We start from the raw sequence: 19498 nt of genomic DNA on the forward strand, positions 1-19498 counted from the left end.
AACACCAGTCTGGCTCAACATGGGCGGCAGTGCCTGCTGGTAGGAGGACAGGCACTGCATTGGTGGTGTCAAAGTGGCAGGTTGAACAGGTTGTAAGGAGGGTGGGTGAGCCACTCATCGCGTAGAACGGGGTCTGTGTCGATCACGGCCAGCCGCCGCCAGAACTCCCGGCGGGCCTGATTCGGGTGTGACAGAAAGGGCTCGCGGTCCAGCAATGGCCGCAGGTCGCGGCGGTATTGCAGTGGCAAACGTTGCCACAGCGCCGTTTCTGCGGGGCCTGTGTTGGCAAAGAACTCCAGATAGTCACTTTCGCTGACCAGCAGGTCCACCTGGTGAGTTGCGTTGTAGGCTTCGATCTGGGCCAGCGCTGGCTCGCCCAGCCACTCGCTTTCAAGACGCAGGGCGTTGGCGACAGGACGCGAAACGTTGAACGCAGCAGGCAATTGCTGGAACTGGTTGGCCGAAAGATCCAGCATCAATGGCTCGCTGACGAGGTCCAGGCCCCGTGGCAGTTCGGTAAGCGAACAGCCAGTCAGGAACAAGGTTTTAAGTTCGGGAAGCCAGCTCAAGTCGGGTGGCACAAGTAGCGGGTTATCGGTCAGATCAAGCACGCCGAGTTCACTGTACTGGTTGAGCGTTTGCTGTGCCTGCACATCCCAGGTCATGCGGTTGCTCTCCAGGTCGAGCCAGTGCAGCCGTTCAGGGTGTGCCAGGCAAGGCAGCTGGTCGAAACGGCAGCTGGTCAGGAGCAGGCGCCTGAGGTTGGGGAAGCGCTCGTAGAATGCAGCTGGCAGGTGGCTGAGCACGGGGTTGTTGCTGAGAGAAATGTGCCCGATATGAGCGAAATCGTTGGGTAGGGCGAGACTGGCAAGATCTTCGTTACGCAGGTTCAGGCTGGCCAGGTCGAGGCTGTGGAGGCGTCCATCGCGCCCGAATGGCAAGCTGGAAAGGCGGCGCCAGGCGTTGATGATCGGGCGGATGGCGAGGTGGCGCTGGTGCGGGTGGGCAGGGTCGGGCCGTGCCCATGCCTGCAGATCGCGGCGCAGGGCATCCAGGCGCTGTTGCAGGTCGCGCAGGCGCTCGGTGCCAGAGCGCATGTCGAACAAGTTGGGCGCTTCCTCCTCGTCGCCCAGCCATCCGGCGAATTCCGCATCGCTGGCAGCGGGGAAAATACGACGGTAGGCTGCAATTAGCGAGTCCGTCTGGCGCGGGGCCGCAGGTAGCGGCGCCAGGGGGCGGCCACCGCGCAGCCAGCCTTGGGGGTTGCGCCGCAGGGCGCGCTGCCCCCATAGCCGTTGCGGCAGTTCCGGGCGATGCTTATCCACCCATGCCAGCACACGCTGGCGCAGTACACTGCCGTCTGCTTCAGCGATACCAAGGGCTTTGCGTATTTGGCGTGGGAGCGCCTGTTCCACCGCACGGCACAGGTCCTGATCACGCTTGGTGGGCGCGGGGCGGTCACCGAGGTCGGCCTCATAGCCTTCGACAGACTTGATCACCTGGTATCTGGTGCTGGCCTGTTCGCTGCCAGTGTAATCCAGCCTTGGGCCTTCCGGGCTCGCGGCGCGCAGCTCCAGGCGCAGGTCATCAGGCCAGTCGGGCATGGCATCGAGTGCGCTGAACAGCAAGCGTTCGCTGCCGGTGCTGGCTCGGGCCGGTTGCAACACGCCTTCCAATGCGCGCACCAGGGGCAGTTCGTGGTGGACCTGTTCGATCTGTTGGCGAACCACTGCCGGCAGTTCGCCGTGCTGTTGCCAGGCGAGTGCTTCAGCTTGGTCCAGCGGCGCCAGCAAGCGCCTGGCCAGGGCGGGGGAAAGGCGAGGGTAGGCCGCGAGCAATTGTTGCGCTGGCGGGGCGATGGGCGCGCGGCCGTTGTACAAATGCTCGAACATATCCAGCGGCGCCTCTGCGGCCGATGCTTCTACCTCGGCCTGCGCCGCCATGCGCTGCAGGGTATCCAGCAACAGCGGCGGCGTTGGCTGGCCTTGCAGGTGCACCTGGCGCAAGCGCTCGGCATCGACGCCACAGATACGGCTGGCCTGCTTCAGCTGCTCAGGGGTGAACGCCGCGTACTGCTCGCCCAAACGGCGCACCAGCTCGGTGAATGACCATTGGCCGGGTTGCTCATGCTGGCCGCGCCAGGCGCCTTGCGCATTGTGCTCCAGCGGCGGTTGCCAGGCATCGGGTGTATCCGGGTGGAAGATGCGCCACTGCTGCACTGTGCTGTCGAAATGTTGCTCGTAGAGGTGGCCCCCCATGCGGATGAAGTACCGCCCCTCGTACAGGTACTGGCCTTGCGCATTGGCTTGCAGGTTGCCTGGCAACACCTCACGACTGCGGTAGGGGGCAAGGTCCCCGCGCCAAAGCTTGTAGTGCCCGTCGTTGCTGCGCACTTCCTGCAAACGCTCCATCAACGGGCTGCTGAACAGTTTGGGTACCACGTGGCCTGCCGCTACGAAGCCGCCCATCATCGCCAGGTTCAGGCCGACCGCTTCCAGGTGACGCAGCGCCAGGTGGCGGTCACCCTCCTGCCAGGCTTCGTAGCCTTCGAAGGCTTCGCCTAGCAATTGGCACGCCGTGACTGCCAGCATCAAGGTTCCCACGCTTGGTATGAAGAACCCGGCAACATTGAGTACGTCCCAGCCAAGGTTCTGCCATTCCTCCAGGCGTCTGGCCCGCGCGTTGGCATCCGCCGTCGCGGTCGGTACTGCGACCAGGCTGGCCTCATGCTTTAGGCGGGCCAGGTGCAGATCCTGGTAATAGCCGAAAGGCTCTGCCGTGATGGCCTGGCGCGTAGGGCGCAAGTCTGCGTGCGCTGCGCGCTGCCAGGGGCGGTCGTAGGCAGCACTGCCGGAGGCGTCCAGGTTTTGTTGCAGCAGGTCGAGGAAATGCGCGCGCTCATCCTGCGTGATGTAGGCAGTGAACACCTGGCGGGCATCGGGCTCCAGCAGCAAGGTCGCCAGTGCATCATGCACCGCTTCAAGGTCATTGCATTGGCGCAGGGCCGGATCATGGCCGGGCAAGTACAGTGCCAACCCCGTGCTGCCGGCGTCAATCAGCATGACTTCGTGCAGGACAGTGCCGAACAGCGCCAGTTGCCAGCACTTCACGTTGCCACCTTGCAGCAACTGTTCGAGCTGATCGCGCGTGGTGCCGTCAAGCAGGTGGCGCAGGTAAGCGAGGTCGCCCGCCAGGCGCAGGCGGTCTTTTTGCACCTTTATGGCTTGCTCGCGGACCTTGGGGTGAGTGAAGTGTTGTTGCAGATGCGTTTGGTAGCGGCCACCCAGGTCCAGTTCGCGGCAGAGCGTGGCGAACGTGGCAGGCGCAAGTGGCAGGGGTGCAACGTGGTACTGCTCCGAGGCTAGCGGAAAGTGCGCCATAGGTGCCTGCATGCCGATGGGGGCAGAGCCCTGAACCTGAATGGGTATGACCTGGATGTTGCCGCTCAGGGCAATGGCACTCTGCGGGGTGAACACCTCGTCGTCGGCGAAGTTCTGCAGGGCGGCCTGTAACAGGTTGTCGCAACGATGGCTGTAGAGATAGCGCAGGCCAACCCAGTGCCAGATACGTTCAACCCGCAGTAATTCGCTACCCCGCAGTGGCGGGTTGAAACCTTGCTCGGCAAGGTGGGCTTGTAGCAACGGCTCGGCGAACTCATTGATCTGCTTGAGGCCTTTGAGGGATTTGGCCAAGGCTGCCTGGGCACTCAGCAGGCGCGCCTGGCTGGCGAGCACTGCTTCGCGCAGGTGGGGGGCTGCGTTGGCAAACCAGTCCTGCTCATGCCAAGGGGCTACCTGGGTTTGCTTCAACGCGGCCCAGTGCTTGGGCGTTGCCTGGCGGGCCCAGTGCGGCAGTTGGGCCGCAAGCAAGGCTTGATGCGGGTTTTTGGCAGGCATGTCGATGCTCCTTTCGTGCAAAAAGGGCATCAAACGCTAATTCTCGATAGCGAAGTGGTAACGGGGTATGGCGCGGGTGGCTATGTATCTAGCCAAGTGCTAGTCGGGCCGGCATTGCTGAACTACGCTCCTTTCCCGATAGCCCCATAGAGCACTTCACAGGACGTCGAAGAAGATATGAAAGCGACCTTGATGGCAGTGGCGAAAAAGTTCATATCGCCCTCGATGCGCTACGAAATGAGGCTCCTGGCCAGCAAAGTACGTGAGACGCTGGCACGTGCCTGTTTCTGGCGCTGGGAAATGGCGCGGTTTCGGCTGCAGCAGGCGAGCGCCTACGAAATTCTCTATATCGGCAGGAAGCAGCAACGGGAAATGGCCAAGCTGCTGATCGGCGGCAAGGGCCAGGGCAGTGCGTCGATCACTGACGGCGCAAGCGCGACGCCTGCCGAGCATGTGGTGGTGGTCAGCGAAATGCCGACTACGGGGGCGCTGTCGGTACCGCATTACCTGAGCGCCGTGGTGCCGCTGGGGCGCCCGCTGGAGGACATCACGGCGCGTTACGACAGCGAGCTGCGGCGTAGCATTCGCAAGAACCGCCCGTTGTACCGGATGCGCCAGACCCTCTCGGACGACGAGATTGCCATGGCTGACCGCGACCTGCTGCGCCCCTATGCCAGCGCCAGGCAGGGTATCCATGCCGCGCAGTTCCCCACCGATGATGTGTTTCGCATTGCCAAGAGCGTCGGCCGGCTTGACTTGATTACCTTGGACGATGAAGTGATCGGCTGCCACCTGGGCTGCGAAGTAGTGCGTGGCGGCAAGCGTTACTGGAGCACGTTGCGCTTCGGTTATTGCGAAACAGTGTTTTCCGATGCGAAGAAGTTGCGAGAGGTGAACTCGATCACCACCTTCATGGCCCTTGAATGGGCATTGGAGCAGGGGTTTGATTATTACGACATCGGCCTTTGCCTGGCGCGTCCGGATGATGGGTTGTTGAAATGGAAACGCCGCCGCGGCGGTGATATCGATTCGCTGGGTAACCATGCCTACCTGTTTGTCCGCTTGCCCAAGACCGGCACGGCAAAGTTCCTCTGGGATACGCCGATGTTTGCAGTCGAAGGCGACAAGCTCACGCTGCACCTGGGGCTGCCCGAGGGGCCGAGCGTTGAGGAAGTTGCCAGCCGCTACCACGAAATGGTGTTTGGCGGGCTGCACAAGATCTATCTTTATGGTGGCAGCGCTGCGGGCGAACCGTTCGTGGAAACCTTGCGCAGCCGCTACGCCAGCCAGCAGTCACCGCCCACCCTGGAACGGGTCATGTGTAACTGAGTGGCCTTCAAGCGAGGGCTGGACCTGTTGGTGGGGTAAGCGTGTAGTATCTGGGCGCCTGAAAGTGGAGCGGGGCGAGGCATGATCGAGGTATCACGGTTCTGGCGCGACCCTGCGTTGCCCTTTGTCGAAGCCCGGCGGGTAGGCGACGGGCGCCAGGTGTGCTACGCCGCGCATTCCCACGAGAGCTTTTCCATCGGGGTGATCACCGGTGGGCGCAGCACCTACCTGAACGGTGACCAGCGCATCGAAGTGGGGGCGGGCACCACGGTGCTGATGAACCCAGGCGTGGTGCATACCTGCAACCCCATCGCAGGGGAGCCTTGGTCCTACCTGATGCTGTTCGTTGATATGCCCTGGTTGCAGGCGCAGGGTTTTGCCTTGCCGACGCTAACCTGGAGCGCTTCGCCAACCTTGTACCAAAGATTGTTGCGGGCCTTTGCCGATCTGTTCGACGCGGGGGTGCCAGACCGTGAGAGCCGCCTGGCAGCCCTGTTCGAAGCGCTGCCGGGCATGCTCGACGGTAACGCCGGCATGCATGGCGAGGGTAACCCGCGGCTGGACGTGGCGGCTGCGTTCATCCGCGCCCATCGTAGCGACCCGTTGAGCCTGGAGGACATCTGTGCGGCCTGCGGCCTGTCGCGTTCCTACCTGATTCGTGCGTTTCGCCACCGCTTCGGCCTTACACCGCATGGCTACCTGCTTGACCAGCGCGTGCAACTGGCCCGGGCGCAGCTGCGCCAGGGCAGGGCGATTGCCGAGGTTGCGCAGGAGGCAGGGTTTGCCGACCAGGCACACCTGCAGCGGGCATTCAAGCAGCACCTGGCGGCAACGCCGGGGCATTACCGCAATGCACTCGGCTGAATGATGTGTTGGCAGTGCTGGCGATAGGGCCGGTACAGCAGCCCTCAAGTGATCAGGTAAACCGCACTGCCCACCAGCAACACCGCCAACCCTCGATTGAGCAGGCGCATGTGCCATGGGTTGCCCAGGTACTGGCGAATCACACTGCCGGCCCATGCCCAACTGGCTACCGAGAGGAAACAGATTGGCCCGTAGATCCAGGTAAACAGCCACAACAAATGCTGCTCAGCGCCGGTGTAGGCGCCGACCCCGGCCACTGCCGCCAACCAGGCCTTGGGGTTGAGCCACTGCATCGCAGCGCCCTGCCAGGCCGAAGGGGCTTGTGCAGGATGGTCGCCGCCCAGCCGGCCGTCGTCGCAGGCCAGTTTCCACGCCATGTACAGCAGAAACGCCACACCGCCCCAGTGCAACAGCAGGCCCAGCAAGGGCCAGCGTAGCAGCAGTTGATGCAGGCCCAGCCCGACCAGCACCAGCAGCAGGCAGAAGCCCAGCGTGGCACCGGCCACATGCGCCAGGCTGGCACGCAGGCCATGGCGGGCACCGCTACCCAGTGCGACGAGGTTGACCGGGCCGGGGGAAATCGAAGCGGCCAGTGCGAAGGCGGCCATGGACAGGGACAGGCTCATGAGGGGAATCCGTTTGGTTGAAATAGGCCTTTATCCTCGGGTACCGACGGGCTGGAGTATTGAAGAAAAGTACCCACTGGCAGCTAGAACCATCCCTGTAGGAGCGGGTTCACCCGCGAGAAATCCAGCGCGGTGGATGGCACCGGCATTGCCGGTGTTCGCGGCTAAAGCCGCTCCCACAGGTTCCGCAAGGACCAGGTAAAGCGATGGTTGTTACAGGTTTTGTAATAGTTTTGCGCTATCAGAGAAACCTGCTGTGCTTGTAGGATCATTTTCCCAATTTGTTATCCAGGTCTATATGAGCACCTTCGCGGAGCCCCCCAGTCCCCGGCCCAAGCGGCCATCCTTCCCTCGTCCTCGTGACGCTTCCCCTGTGAGTACCCGTTAATGGAATGGCTAGCCGACCCCACGGCCTGGCTGGGCCTGTTGACGCTTATCGTCCTCGAACTGGTGCTGGGTATCGATAACCTGGTGTTTATCGCCATCCTCGCCGACAAGCTGCCACCGCATCAGCGCGACCGCGCGCGGGTCATCGGCCTGAGCCTGGCGTTGATCATGCGCCTGGGCCTGTTGGCCAGTATTTCGTGGATGGTCACCCTGACCGCGCCGCTGTTCGAGGTGTTCGACAAGAGCTTCTCTGGCCGTGACCTGATCATGCTGTTTGGTGGTGTGTTCCTGTTGTTCAAGGCCACCATGGAGCTGCATGAACGCTTGGAAGGCCATGTGGCCCAGGCCAGTGGTGCGGTGCGCCATGCTGCGTTCTGGCCGATTGTCGGGCAGATCGTGGTGCTTGATGCAGTGTTCTCGCTGGATGCGGTGATCACTGCGGTCGGCATGGTCGAACACTTGTCGGTGATGATGATCGCGGTGATCTTCTCGATCGGCATCATGATCGTTGCCAGCAAGCCGCTGACCCGCTTCGTCAATGCCCACCCCACGGTAATCATGCTGTGCCTGGGCTTCCTGATGATGATCGGTTTCAACCTGACGGCCGAAGGCCTGGGCTTCCACATTCCGAAGGGCTACCTGTACGCCGCCATCGGCTTCTCGATCGTGGTCGAGCTGCTCAACCAGTTGGCCCGTGCCCGCCGCAAGCGCAGCCTGCAGCAGCACAAGCCGCTGCGTGAACGCACCGCGCATGCCGTGCTGCGCCTGTTGGGCGGCCGTCGGGTCGAGGCCGACGAGGTGGGCGAGGAAATCGCCGACCTGGTCGAAGGCGGTGAGGAGCAGGTGCTGTTCGACCGCCGTGAGCGGGTGATGATCAGTGGTGTATTGAACCTGGCCGAGCGGCCGATCCGTACGGTGATGACCGCACGCGCCGAGGTCGATGTGATCGACCTGGCGCAACCGGCCGAGGCCATCACCCAGGCCCTGGCCAACTCGCCATACTCGCGCTTGCCGTTGATCCGCGATGGCCGCGTGGACGAGCCCCTGGGCTTTGTGCACAAGAAGGAGCTACTAAAGGAACTGCTGTCGGGCAGCCAGCCAGACCTGGAAAGCATGGCGCGGGTGCCATTGAACCTGCTGGAAAGCTTCAGCATTCTCAATGCCCTTGAGCAGATGCGTGGCCAGTCGACCCACATCGCCTTTGTGGTCAACGAGTTCGGTGACTTCACCGGCCTGCTGACCATGACCGACATTCTTGAGTCGATTGCCGGTGAGTTGCCGGATGCCAGCGAGGTTGAAGGCCCGGGTATCGTTCAGGAGGGCGAAGGCTTTGTGGTCAGTGGTGCGTTGAACCTCAGCCAGGTGCAAGCACGTACCGGCTTCAGTGCCCGTGCCACCGAGGACTACCAGACCCTCGCGGGCCTGGTAATGAGCCTGCTCGACCGCCTGCCGATGGTCGGTGACCGCCTGGCCTGGAATGGCTGGACGCTGACCGTGGAGGCGGTTGAAGAACGGCGGGTGCGCCAGGTTCGGCTTACACCGAACGGCGACGTTGACGCAGCAGGTGCTTGAAACCCTCTAGCACCAGCACCAGCACGGCGGCCCAGATTGGCAGGTAAGTCAGCCACTGATCCGGGCCGATGGTTTCACCCAGCAGCAGCGCCACGCCCACCAGCAGTACGGGCTCGACGTAGCTGAGCAGGCCGAACAGGCTGAAGGGCAGCAAACGGCTGGCCAGTACGTAAGCGATCAGGGCCGAAGCGCTGATCGCCCCCAGAATCGGGATCAACGCGTAAAGGCCTGGGTGGGCTTGCAGGTCAGCCGGCGAGAGCGGGCCCTGGATCACGAAGAACAGTGCCCAGGGCAACAGCAGGCACATGTCGCACCACAGGCCACCCAGGTGGTCGGTGCGGCAGCGCCGGCGCAGCACGAAGTAGATCGGGTAGCCGATCGTCACCAGCAGGGTTTCCCAGGCGAAGCTGCCATTCTGGTACAGCTCGTGGCCCACGCCCAGCGCGGCGCAGGCCACGGCGACCTTCTGCAGGCGCGACAGGCGCTCGCCATACACCAACCGCCCGGTCAGGACCATGGCCAAGGGCAGCAGGAAGTAGCCCATCGACACTTCCAGGCTGCGCCCGTGCAGGGGCGCCCAGAGGAACAGCCACAACTGCACGCCCATCAGCCACGAGGTGCCGACCATGCCGAGCAACAGGACGGGCGTGCGCCTTACCCGGCCCAGTAATTCGCCTACCCGTTTCCAGTCTTTGGACACCAGCATGAACAAGGTCAGGCAGGGCAGCGTCAGCAAGGTGCGCCAACCGAAGATCTCTTCGCCATCAAGTGGCTTGAGCAGCGAGGTATAGAAGTACATCACAGCGAACAGACAGGACGCCATGACCGATGAAACAATGCCTTTTGACACGAATGCCTCGAATAGGGAGTTGAGCGGGTGGATCAGCCGCGCATGATCTCAGGGGGCGCGGCTTGCGGCAACCGCAACGCGCCCGGGCGTGTGGCCAGCGCTTCAAGGAACTGCGCGGCCGGCATGGGCCTGGCGAACAGGTAGCCCTGCTGGTATTCCACGCCGTGGCGGGCCAGGTAGTCGCGCTGGGTGTCGGTTTCCACGCCCTCGGCAACAATGCCCAGGCCCAGCTTGGCCGACAGCTCGATGATGGTTTCGAGTATATGCACCGACAGCGCGTCGCCACCAATCATGGCGACGAAGCTCTGGTCGATCTTCAGGTAGTCGACCTTGAACTGGCGCAGGTAGTTGAGGCTTGACTGGCCGGTGCCGAAGTCGTCAAGGGCGATCATCACGCCTATTTCATGCAGCTTTTCGAACAGCTCCAGGGTCGTCGGCGTGGCTTCGATCAGCTTGCGCTCGGTCAGCTCCAGGGTCAGCACCACCCGCCCGGGTGGGAAGTGCTGCAGGAAGGTGCGACAGTCGTCCAGCAGGCTCAGGTCGCGGCAATGGTCGGCGGTGATGTTGACGCCGATATGGAAACCGTCCTCCAGCAGCCCGGCATACGGCGCCAGGTGCTGTGCGGTGTGCATCAGCAAGGCGCGGGTCATGGCGACGATCTGCCCGCTATGTTCGGCGTAGGGGATGAACAGGTCGGGCCGTACCAGGCCTTCTTGCGGATGGTTCCAGCGCATCAGCACTTCGGCGCCGGCCCAGCGGTAATCGCCCTTGCGCACCACCGGCTGGAAGTATGGCAGGAACTCGTCAGCTTCCAGCGCCCGTTGCAGTTCGGCGCGGGGCGAGCCGGCGCGGCGAATTTGCCAACGGCACACCAGGCCGGCCACCGCGCCCAGTATCAGCAGCAAGCCGAGCAGGGCAGGGTAGTGGCTGCGCCACAGCTGGCGTTGGTGATCGGCGGCATAGCCGCCCTGCACGCTGAACGGGTAACGCGTCGAACCCAGCAGCACGTTCGCGCTGGCCGCCGCTGGCGGCACGCCCTTGTGCACGATGCCATCCTGGCCCATCCAGGCGTTGCCCACGCGAATCTGCAGGACTTCGTCGGGGCCGATCAGGCGCAGCGCCGTCAGCAGGTGGTCGCCATCCACCGTGCTGATCGCGCCGCGGTCAGCGTCGCTGGCCCGGTACACCAGCAGCGGGTGCCCTGGGGTAACGGAATTGCCATCCATCAGCCACAGCTGGCCGTCGACGTAGTCGCCGGGGTTGACCGGCTCCTCGAAAGCGCCGAACAGCGAGGAGCAATAAAGGTTGTTGCGCCTGAACAGGCTGGTGGAGCGGACGAAAGCGTTGCGCGTGACCTGGGCGCGCAGCATGAGCTGGGCCTGGTCGCACGGGTTGCCGGCAAGGGGCAGCAGGGCATTGGCAGCCTTGGACAGGTTGTCGAGCATGCGTTCGACATGCTCCACCACCTGGCGGGTAGTGGCCTGGCTGCTGGCCTGCATTTCACGCTCGACCTGCCAGTTCATCACTGCCATGCCACACACCACGGGCAGTACGCCGACGACCCAGGGCAGCAGGGTGCGCCAGCTGAGGCTGGCGTGGCGTTTGGCGGTAAGGGGCATGCTGACCTGGTCTGTATGAAGGGTAACGAGAGGATAGCCGCTTGTCGGCGCGAGCGACCAACTAAAACGCGACAAACTATTTTACGCAATGTAGAATCGGTTTACGAATACAACAATAAGGTCCTTCAACTCCGAAGGATCAAGCCCGCCGAGAATGGGTCCATATGACATACCATGGGTTCAAGCTAATCATTGGTGATTTCCTCGCCCGCAGCGTGCGGGGCATCCCGTGCTCACCGCCATTTCTGTGCCACATCCCACGCAATCAATAATATTTCGCTGCAGATGAGGACACGAACATGGCTGATATCTTCGACAATCCAATGGGCCTGATGGGCTTCGAATTCATCGAACTGGCTTCGCCGACCCCTGGCGTACTCGAGCCAGTGTTCCAGATACTGGGCTTCACCAAGGTGGCTACCCACCGCTCCAAGGATGTGCACCTGTACCGCCAGGGTGGCATCAACCTGATCCTGAACAACGAACCCAAGAGCGTTGCCTCGTACTTTGCCGCCGAACACGGCCCGTCGGTGTGCGGCATGGCGTTCCGCGTGCGCAATGCCCATGAGGCCTATGCCCGCGCCCTGGAGCTGGGCGCCCAGCCGGTAGAAATCGAAACCGGCCCGATGGAGCTGCGCCTGCCAGCGATCAAGGGTATCGGCGGTGCACCGTTGTACCTGATCGACCGCTTTGACGAAGGCAGCTCGATCTACGACATCGATTTCAATTTCATCGAAGGGGTAGACCGCAACCCGGTGGGAGCTGGCCTGAAGATCATCGACCACCTCACCCACAACGTTTACCGCGGGCGCATGTCCTACTGGGCCGGCTTCTACGAAAAACTGTTCAACTTCCGTGAAATCCGTTACTTCGATATCAAGGGTGAGTACACCGGCCTGACGTCCAAGGCCATGACCGCACCCGATGGCATGATCCGCATCCCGCTCAACGAAGAGTCGTCCAAAGGGGCTGGCCAGATCGAAGAGTTCCTGATGCAGTTCAATGGCGAAGGCATCCAGCACGTAGCCTTCCTGACCGACGACCTGCTCAAGACCTGGGATGCCTTGAAGGGCTTTGGCATGCGCTTCATGACTGCGCCGCCGCAAACCTACTACGAAATGCTCGAAGAGCGCCTGCCAGGTCACGGCGAGCCGGTCGACCAGTTGCAAGCACGCGGCATCCTCCTCGACGGTGCCTCGCAGCCTGGAGACAAGCGCTTGCTGCTGCAGATTTTCTCGGAAACCTTGCTCGGCCCGGTGTTCTTCGAGTTCATCCAGCGCAAGGGTGATGACGGCTTTGGTGAGGGCAACTTCAAGGCACTGTTCGAATCCATCGAGCGTGACCAGGTACGCCGTGGTGTGCTGAGCACCGATTGATACCTGCAAGGTAGCGCCGCCCTCATGCACGGTCGGCGGCGCGACCACGCCTGGTTTGACGCGCCCTGAACAGGCCCAGATAGACGATTGAGCCGGTCACGATCCCTACCAGCATCAGCGAGGGGAGGATCTGCAGTATCGATTGGCGGATTTCCTTTGCAGTAAAGCCATCGGCATAACCGCCCTTGACCGTGTACCCGTACTTGGCCGACACAGCACTTGCAAAGAACTCGGACTGCGACGGGCGTTGCCCGGTGCGGCTGTCTCCTGTGCTCCAGAGGTAACGTTCGTCAAACTCCAGTAGCAGTGTCAGCCCGTCCTGAAAAGCGTCCAGTTCGTTGCGAAGCTGCATGGCATAGGCTGTCACGATCACGCCGTGGTTCTTGCCGGGCAGGTGAAAGTTGACCAGAAGCTTGCGTCGCGTATCGGGTGGCCCGTAGGAAATTTCGACTTGCCGACCAGACGAGGCAAAGGACGATAGATGCGTCAGCGCGTCCGAAGTGGTGCTGCAATAGGCTTGGTTCTGCTTGAGCAAGGTCAACGACCTGATCATGGACTGGCTGGCTACCTGATCCTGTAAAACGCTATTGACCTCGTCGCAGGGTTCTCCGGCAAAAGCTTGGGCACGCAACGCCGTCTCGCGTAATCGGTCCAGCGCCTGGTCGACACTGTAAACCGCCTCCTGGACCGAGATACTCGCGTTTTCCGCGAGTTTCATTTCAAGCTGAAAAACCATCACCAGCACCCCGGAAACTACAGGCACCAGGCCCACTGCCATAAGCAGCAGCAGCTCCAACAAGCTGCGCCCGGCGTGCATGAATTTCGACATAGGCCAATCGCTCTCCGGTCCGAAACTGTTCGTGGTGAACAGCTGAACCCTGAGCCTATGTATTCAATGACTGGCCGGCTGTAGTCCGGGTGCAGTGTGCGCGGTGGGAATTCGAGAAGCCCGGCGTAGGCTTCAACTGCCCTTGAGTTTTGCGAGCACCTTATCGGCCAGCAGGGCGGTGGAGGCGGGGTTCTGCCCGGTGATCAGCCGGTCATCCGCAATCACATACGGCTGCCACGGGTCATCATGTTTGCTGTAGCTACCGCCGCGGGCGCCTAGTTCGTGTTCAGTCAGAAAGGGAACCACTTTGTCCAGCTCGACCAGTTTTTCTTCGGTGTTGGAAAAACCGGTCACTTGGCGGTCCTTCAACAGCAGGCTGTTGTCGCTGAGCTTGATGTTCAGCAGGCCGACCACACCGTGGCAGACCGCGGCGACAATGCCCTTGTTCTCATAGACCATGCGCGCCAGCTCCTGCAGCGCCTGGTCTTCGGCAAAGTCGTACATCACCCCGTGCCCGCCGGTGTAGTAGATGACGCTGTATTGCTCGGCCTTGACCTGGCCAGGGCTCAAGGTGGCGCCCAGGCGTGCCATGAAGTGCTTGTCGTCATACCACTGCCAGTCCAGGTCGGGGGCCATCTGCAGGCTGTGCGGGTCGATGGGGACGTAGCCGCCCTGCGGGCTCACATAGTCGACCGTGTAGCCGGCCTTTTCGACTTTTTCGACGAAGTGCACGGCTTCACCCAGCCACAACCCGGTCGCCCGCTTGAGGTTTGGATACTTGGCTGTATTGGTCAGCACCACCAGCATTTTCTTGCTCATGACCACGCTCCCGTCAGCAACCTGAATGGGCCGTTGCTCCCTGGCCCGAGGGAAAACCTAATCAGCATAGCTGCCAGCTGCAAGTACGCCATAGTGAGTGGCTGGTGCGTGCTGTGCTAACTTGAACAAATCCAAGAGGCAAGCCTGCCAGGTCTGGCGGCGGCGTGGTTAACCCTGAGTATTGCTGGAGTCACGATATTGGTCGCAAACGGTACGCCTCGCGAGCCTGCGCCGCAGATCATTCTGAAACCCTCTGTTTTGCCACCGGTGCAGCAGATGGGCGAACGGATTGTGCAATTCGACTGGGGGCGCACACCGCTCGGGCCGTTGCCACGCTGGCCGGCTTCGCTGCGCGTTGCCGTGGACATGATGCATTTGTCGCCGTTCCCGTGTGCCGTGGTCTGGGGGCCAGACCTTAGCGTGGTCCACAACGACGGCTACCGCGGGTTGCGGGCTGCAGCTCCAGATGCGCTGGGCATGGCATTCGATACGCTGTGGCGTGACGTCTGGCCGGCAGTGGGGCCCTGGGTGTTCAAGGCGCTTGAGGGGCATTCTAATTTTGTCGAGGACCCGCCCCTGCGTATCGAGTGTGGTGAAGACGCCGAGCCGCTATGGTGCGCGTTCGGTTACGCACCGCTTCGCGATGAGCTTGGCAGGGTAGTGGGTTTTCTGCATACGGTGATCGAGACCACGGCCAGCGTTGAGGCACACCACCATTGGCGCGAGCAGGCGCAAGGCTTTGAGCGGCAGATCGAGCGCCATGTGGCAGAACGCGAGCAGATCTGGCACTTGTCGCGTGATGCGATGATGACCGTTACCCCTGAGCTGAAGCTACAGAGCGCCAACCCGGCCTGGTACCGCATTCTGGGCTGGGATGAACAGCAGGTACTGAATGTGCCGGTTCTGGAGCTGGTGCATCCGGCGGATCGCGCCGAGGTGCAGGTGGCCGTGTCCGGGCTCTTGCAATACAGCAACGCTGAGCAGATCGAGACCCGCCTGCGTCACCGCGATGGCCATTATCACTGGTTTTGCTGGAGCGCCCGGTTTGATGGCAGCCTGCTGACCGCGGTTGGCCGAGACATCACTGAAGACCGCGAAGAAGCCGCACGCCAGTCCGAAGCGCTGCTGCGCAACAGCGAACGCATGGAGGTGGTTGGCCAGTTGGCCGGGGGCATGGGCCATGAAATGAACAACTTGCTGTCTGGCATCGGTGGCAGCCTTGAACTGCTGCAACGGCGCTTTCAGGAAGGGCGCCTGGAGCGGATCGAGGCCTATGTGGACGTTGCGCGCGATTCGGTGCAGCGTGCCATGGAGCTGACCCATCGTTTGCTGGCGTTTTCCCGCCATCAACCCTTGGCCCCCAAGCCGCTGGACTTCAATCGGCAATTGCACCTGAGCGAGCCATTGCTGCTGCGTACGCTGGGCGCCGAGATGTGTTTGCACTGGCAATTGGATGTGGCGCCTTGGGCGGTAAACCTGGACGTGCTGCAGCTTGAGAATGCCTTGATCAATCTTTGCGCCAATGCCCGTGAAGCGTGCCTGGAACGCGGCAACGTCACTATTCGCACTGTCAACCAGCGGTTGACGGCTAGTTTCCCGAATGAGCGCGGCCTGCCGCCAGGCGATTACGTTGCCTTGCATGTCGAGGATGATGGCCATGGTATGGCGGCGGCGGATATTGCCAGGGCCTTTGAACCCTTTTTCACCAGCAAACCCATCGGGCGTGGGGCCGGGCTTGGGTTGTCGATGGTGTATGGCTTTGTCGGCCAGTCGGGGGGCTACGTCTGGATCGAGTCGACCGTGAACCTGGGGACCAAGGTATCCATGCTTTTCCCGAGGAGCCATGCCCCGGTACCTGAGCCGCCCACGCTACCCGTGCTTTCACAGCGCAAGGCCCAGGGAGAGCGGTTGTTGCTGGTCGATGATGAGCACAATTTGCGTGCGGTGATGCGCGAATACCTGACCGAGCGTGGTTTCGAGGTCACCGACGTGAGCGATGCGAATGCCGCGTTGGAGCGGTTTCGTCATGCCGGCCCCTTCGACCTGGTGATCACCGATATCGGTTTGCCCGGCGGTTTCAGCGGCCGGCAAGTGGCCAAGGCCATGCGCATGCAAAGGCCGCAGCAGAAGATCCTGTTTATTACCGGCTATGCCGATCAGCCCGTCGAAGCGCAGTTTCTTGAACAACCGGGCACGGCATTGATGAACAAACCGTTCCCGCTGGCGAGCCTTGTCGATCAGGCTATACGCATGCTCGACGGGTAATCCGCTTCAGGGCTTGCCGAGAATCTGCGTCACTTGCGCCTGCAGCTGTTTCAGTTCGAAGGGCTTGCAGATCAGGTGCATGCCGGCCCCCAGGAAGCCCTCGCGGGCCATGGCGGTTTCCGCATAACCCGTGATGAACAGCACCGGCAAGTGGGGGCGCAGGCTGCGCGCAATTTCAGCCAGTTGCCGGCCATTCATGCCGGGCAGGCCGACATCACTGACCAGCAAGTCAATCGGTTGTTTCGAGCGCAGCACCTTCAGGCCCTCATTGGCATTGGCGGCGCCATGGCAGGGGAAGCCATCTTCGCGCAGGGCCTGGCACAGCAATTGACGCACATGCGGGTCGTCCTCGACCACCAGCACATGATGGCCCAGGTTGCCTTGCCTGGGTAGCACTGGCCTGTCTGGTTCTTGGGGCTGGTCGACATGGCGGGGCAGGTACAAGTCCACCCGGGTACCCTGGCCAATCTGGCTGTGCAGGGTGACATGACCATGCGACTGCTTGCTGAAGCCATAGACCATCGACAGGCCCAGGCCAATGCCTTGGCCGATCGCCTTGGTGCTGAAGAACGGTTCGAAGGCGTGCTCCAGCGTGCTTTGCGCCATGCCCTGGCCGTCGTCGATGATGCTCAGGTGCAGGTAGTCGCCTGTGCTCAGGGCGTCTGCGCCGAAACGCTCGTCGCCAACGTGCTGGTTATTCGCCTCGACGCGCAGCAGGCCGCCACTGGGCATGGCCTCGCAAGCGTTGACCAGCAAGTTCTCGAGCGCTTCCTGCAGCTGCTCGCCATCAGCCTGCACCGGCCACAGGCCTTTGGCTATGTGCACTCGCAGGCTTACGGTAGGGTTCAGGCTGGCGCTCAGGCGCTTTGCCTGCAGCATGCTGTGCAGGTCGATACGTTGGCTGTGCAGTGACTGCCGGGAAGAAAAGGCCAGCAGGCGGTGGGTCAGGCGAGCGGCACGTGACACTGCCTCGCGGCCCATGTGCAGCACCGTGTCCAGACCGTCGCTGCGGCCTTGCTGCAAGCGCCGGTCGATCAACTCCAGACTGCCGCCAATGCTGGTGAGCAGGTTGTTGAAGTCATGGGCGACACCCCCTGCCAGTTGGCCGATGGCTTCCATCTTGCGCGCCTGGTAGCGGGTGAACTCATTGCGCTCCTGTTCTACGCTTGGCTGCGCACCCTGGGCATCCACACGTTGCTGCAGGTCGTGCAACTGGTCGCGTGCCAGGTACTGCCGGCGCCGGTTGCGCAGGGCGGTCTGGGCCATGTGCAGCAGTTGGGCGTTTTCGAACGGGGTAACCAGCAGTAGCAGATTGCCCACTGGGTGGTTGCCTGTACGCGTGGCTGACGGGGTACCTTGGGTGAGCAGCACGATGGTGAGGTCTGACCAGCTAGGTTGCTGGTCGATGAACGCCTGCAGCAACACACTTGGGCCTTGGCTGAATACCTGCTCGGCGATGATCGCCAAGCCTGCGCCTTCGGTAAGGCACGCCTGCAGGTTGGGCAAGTCGGCTGCGCACAGGCTATCGATGCCGGCGCCGGTGAGCAGGCGAGCAGTATCCGCCGCTAATGGCGGGGGTGCCAGGATCAGGGCACGTTCGTCCAGCGCCAACGAACTGGCCAAAATGACTCTCCTTTAGGTTGGCCCGATATTTACTGGACCTTGGGCACAGGCCCAGGGTTCAACAAAATCGTTGGCTGCCTAAAGGCCCTGTTGCAGCACCGGGTCGTCCGGGTTTTGCCGCTCCAGTTCGGCCAGCAGCACCTGTACGTTCTGCAACTGGCCGGTCTCCTTCCAGTACTGGATCAGCAACACCCGTGCCCGGCGATTGGCTGGCTGCCGGCTGAGCACGGTTTCCAGCTGCTTCTGCGCGGCGTCCAGTTGCTCCAGCTCATGCAGGGTAACGGCCAGGGTATAGCGGTAGTCGGCGTTGTCCGGGTCCAGTTCGACGGCGCGAGACAAGGCCAGCAGGGCGTATTCGCGCAGTTCGTGGCGGTTCAGCCAGAGCCCCAGTTCATATTGCAAAAAGGCCGAGTCGGGGCTTAGTGCCAGGGCTTTGCCCAGCACCTGGCGCGAGGCATCGTGATGGCCCTGGCGCTCCAGCAGGCGTACCTGGGTGGCCAATGCGTCAAGGTTGCCGGGGGCTACTGCCAGCGCCCGTTGCAGCGCCGTGGCGGCCTGGGTGTAGTCGTTTTCGTGCAGGTACAGGCGCGCCAGGTGCACCTGGGCGTCGGCATCTTCGGGTTGTTGCTCCAGGGCCTGCTGGTATTGCTCAAGGGCTGCCTGCAGCGGGCCGAAATACAGGCCGATGGCGTCGGGATCGAGGCCCAGCAGGGCATCCACGGCGGCAAAGCGCACGCTTTGCTCTTCGTCATCCAGCAACGGGCCGAGCACCAGGCTGCGCTGCGCTGCCGGCAACAGGCGGCGGATACCGGCAATGGCTGCGCGGCGCACCAGTGGTTCGGCATGTTCCAGGTCCTGGCGGGCGAGCTTCAATGCCTGCGGCGAGGGGTAGTTGGGCAGTTCGGCGTACAAGGCTGCGCGGCGGATAGGGGGCAGGTCATTGCGTTGTAGTTGCTGGTACAGCACCCGCGCAGCGCCGGGCTGGCCTTCATGGGCCTGGCGCAGGGCCTTGGCGTAGCTGTGTGCAGGCAGGGTAGGCGGGGTTGGCTGGTCGTCGTGCCACAGGTAGCCGAACAGGGCCGTTACCAGGATCAACAGCAGCAGGGCGATCAGGTAGCGGTTGCGTCTGGGCATCGGACGATCCGTGGCGGCGGGAAGGGCAGAGCTTGGGGCAGGTGGGGGGTAAATGCAACTGGGTGTCTGTCTCGACATTTTCTGCGCCTGTGAGATCGAGCGCCGCAGGTGTTCGCCGGAACATTTGCAGCGCCTGTGAGATCGAGCGCCGCCCGCGCGGCGCTTCGCGGCTAAAGCCGCTCCTACGTTTGTTTCGGGCCAGTATCGCCTGTGACAGGCGCGCGCGACCGCCTTGTTTGTACGACGCGATATCGAGGCGTGCGCCAAGGCGTTCGCGCGCAAATCCCACAGGCATAATTGGCCCGAAAC

At 62.4% G+C, this 19498-nt stretch carries 13 protein-coding genes; 5 read left to right on the forward strand and 8 right to left on the reverse strand.

The features are described 5' to 3' along the window. Window positions 1-68 precede the first annotated feature (68 nt). Entirely contained in the window at window positions 69-3896 is a 3828-nt protein-coding gene (locus ACIP1G_RS18475; RefSeq protein ID WP_400739637.1) for a dermonecrotic toxin domain-containing protein, read from the reverse strand. 177 nt (window positions 3897-4073) lie between these two features. Between ACIP1G_RS18475 and ACIP1G_RS18480 the strand changes: the two genes are divergently transcribed. Together ACIP1G_RS18480 and ACIP1G_RS18485 are read left to right on the forward strand one after the other, a co-directional pair. Next, window positions 4074-5225, forward strand: a complete 1152-nt coding sequence (locus ACIP1G_RS18480; protein WP_400739640.1) for a hypothetical protein — start codon at window positions 4074-4076, stop codon at window positions 5223-5225. An 81-nt stretch (window positions 5226-5306) separates the two neighbouring features. After that, window positions 5307-6089: an AraC family transcriptional regulator gene (locus ACIP1G_RS18485; RefSeq protein ID WP_400739642.1), complete on the forward strand. Its 783-nt coding sequence runs from the start codon at window positions 5307-5309 to the stop codon at window positions 6087-6089. A gap of 44 nt (window positions 6090-6133) precedes the next feature. Here ACIP1G_RS18485 and ACIP1G_RS18490 read toward each other — a convergent pair whose 3' ends face one another. Further along, entirely contained in the window at window positions 6134-6715 is a 582-nt protein-coding gene (locus ACIP1G_RS18490) for a LysE family translocator (RefSeq protein ID WP_400739645.1), read from the reverse strand. A gap of 387 nt (window positions 6716-7102) precedes the next feature. Here ACIP1G_RS18490 and ACIP1G_RS18495 point away from each other — a divergent pair, with 387 nt between their 5' ends. Continuing rightward, complete coding sequence (locus ACIP1G_RS18495) at window positions 7103-8674, forward strand: TerC family protein (protein WP_400739647.1); 1572 nt, start codon at window positions 7103-7105, stop codon at window positions 8672-8674. Here ACIP1G_RS18495 and rarD read toward each other — a convergent pair. Beyond that, a complete protein-coding gene (gene rarD, locus ACIP1G_RS18500; RefSeq protein WP_400739650.1) occupies window positions 8637-9524 on the reverse strand; it encodes an EamA family transporter RarD in 888 nt (295 codons plus the stop codon). The genes ACIP1G_RS18495 and rarD overlap by 38 nt on opposite strands. 32 nt (window positions 9525-9556) lie before the next feature. After that, the gene (locus tag ACIP1G_RS18505) at window positions 9557-11143 is read right to left on the reverse strand and encodes an EAL domain-containing protein (protein ID WP_400739653.1); all 1587 of its coding nucleotides are present in this window, start codon (window positions 11141-11143) and stop codon (window positions 9557-9559) included. 299 nt (window positions 11144-11442) lie between these two features. On the opposite strand from ACIP1G_RS18505, the gene hppD reads away from it, so the two are divergent. Beyond that, window positions 11443-12519: a 4-hydroxyphenylpyruvate dioxygenase gene (gene hppD, locus ACIP1G_RS18510; protein WP_400739655.1), complete on the forward strand. Its 1077-nt coding sequence runs from the start codon at window positions 11443-11445 to the stop codon at window positions 12517-12519. Window positions 12520-12541: 22 nt separating this feature from the next. Here the strand turns inward: hppD and ACIP1G_RS18515 are convergent, their stop codons facing one another. Then, window positions 12542-13348 carry a CSS-motif domain-containing protein gene (locus tag ACIP1G_RS18515; protein ID WP_400739657.1) on the reverse strand — a complete coding sequence of 269 codons (807 nt, stop codon included), beginning with the start codon at window positions 13346-13348 and terminating at the stop codon, window positions 12542-12544. 132 nt (window positions 13349-13480) lie between these two features. After that, the gene (locus tag ACIP1G_RS18520; RefSeq protein ID WP_400739660.1) at window positions 13481-14167 is read right to left on the reverse strand and encodes a type 1 glutamine amidotransferase domain-containing protein; all 687 of its coding nucleotides are present in this window, start codon (window positions 14165-14167) and stop codon (window positions 13481-13483) included. A gap of 198 nt (window positions 14168-14365) precedes the next feature. Here ACIP1G_RS18520 and ACIP1G_RS18525 point away from each other — a divergent pair, with 198 nt between their 5' ends. Next, the gene (locus ACIP1G_RS18525; RefSeq protein ID WP_400739662.1) at window positions 14366-16432 is read left to right on the forward strand and encodes a response regulator; all 2067 of its coding nucleotides are present in this window, start codon (window positions 14366-14368) and stop codon (window positions 16430-16432) included. 6 nt (window positions 16433-16438) lie between these two features. On the opposite strand, the gene ACIP1G_RS18530 is transcribed toward ACIP1G_RS18525, so the two are convergent. Both ACIP1G_RS18530 and ACIP1G_RS18535 read right to left on the reverse strand, forming a co-directional pair. Beyond that, window positions 16439-18055, reverse strand: a complete 1617-nt coding sequence (locus tag ACIP1G_RS18530; RefSeq protein WP_400739664.1) for a response regulator — start codon at window positions 18053-18055, stop codon at window positions 16439-16441. Window positions 18056-18133: 78 nt separating this feature from the next. Continuing rightward, on the reverse strand, window positions 18134-19189 hold the full coding sequence (locus tag ACIP1G_RS18535) for a tetratricopeptide repeat protein (RefSeq protein WP_400739665.1): 1056 nt from the start codon (window positions 19187-19189) through the stop codon (window positions 18134-18136). Window positions 19190-19498: the final 309 nt, after the last annotated feature.

Source organism: Pseudomonas sp. NPDC089392, assembly GCF_044749595.1.
In the GTDB taxonomy this organism is placed as follows: domain Bacteria; phylum Pseudomonadota; class Gammaproteobacteria; order Pseudomonadales; family Pseudomonadaceae; genus Aquipseudomonas.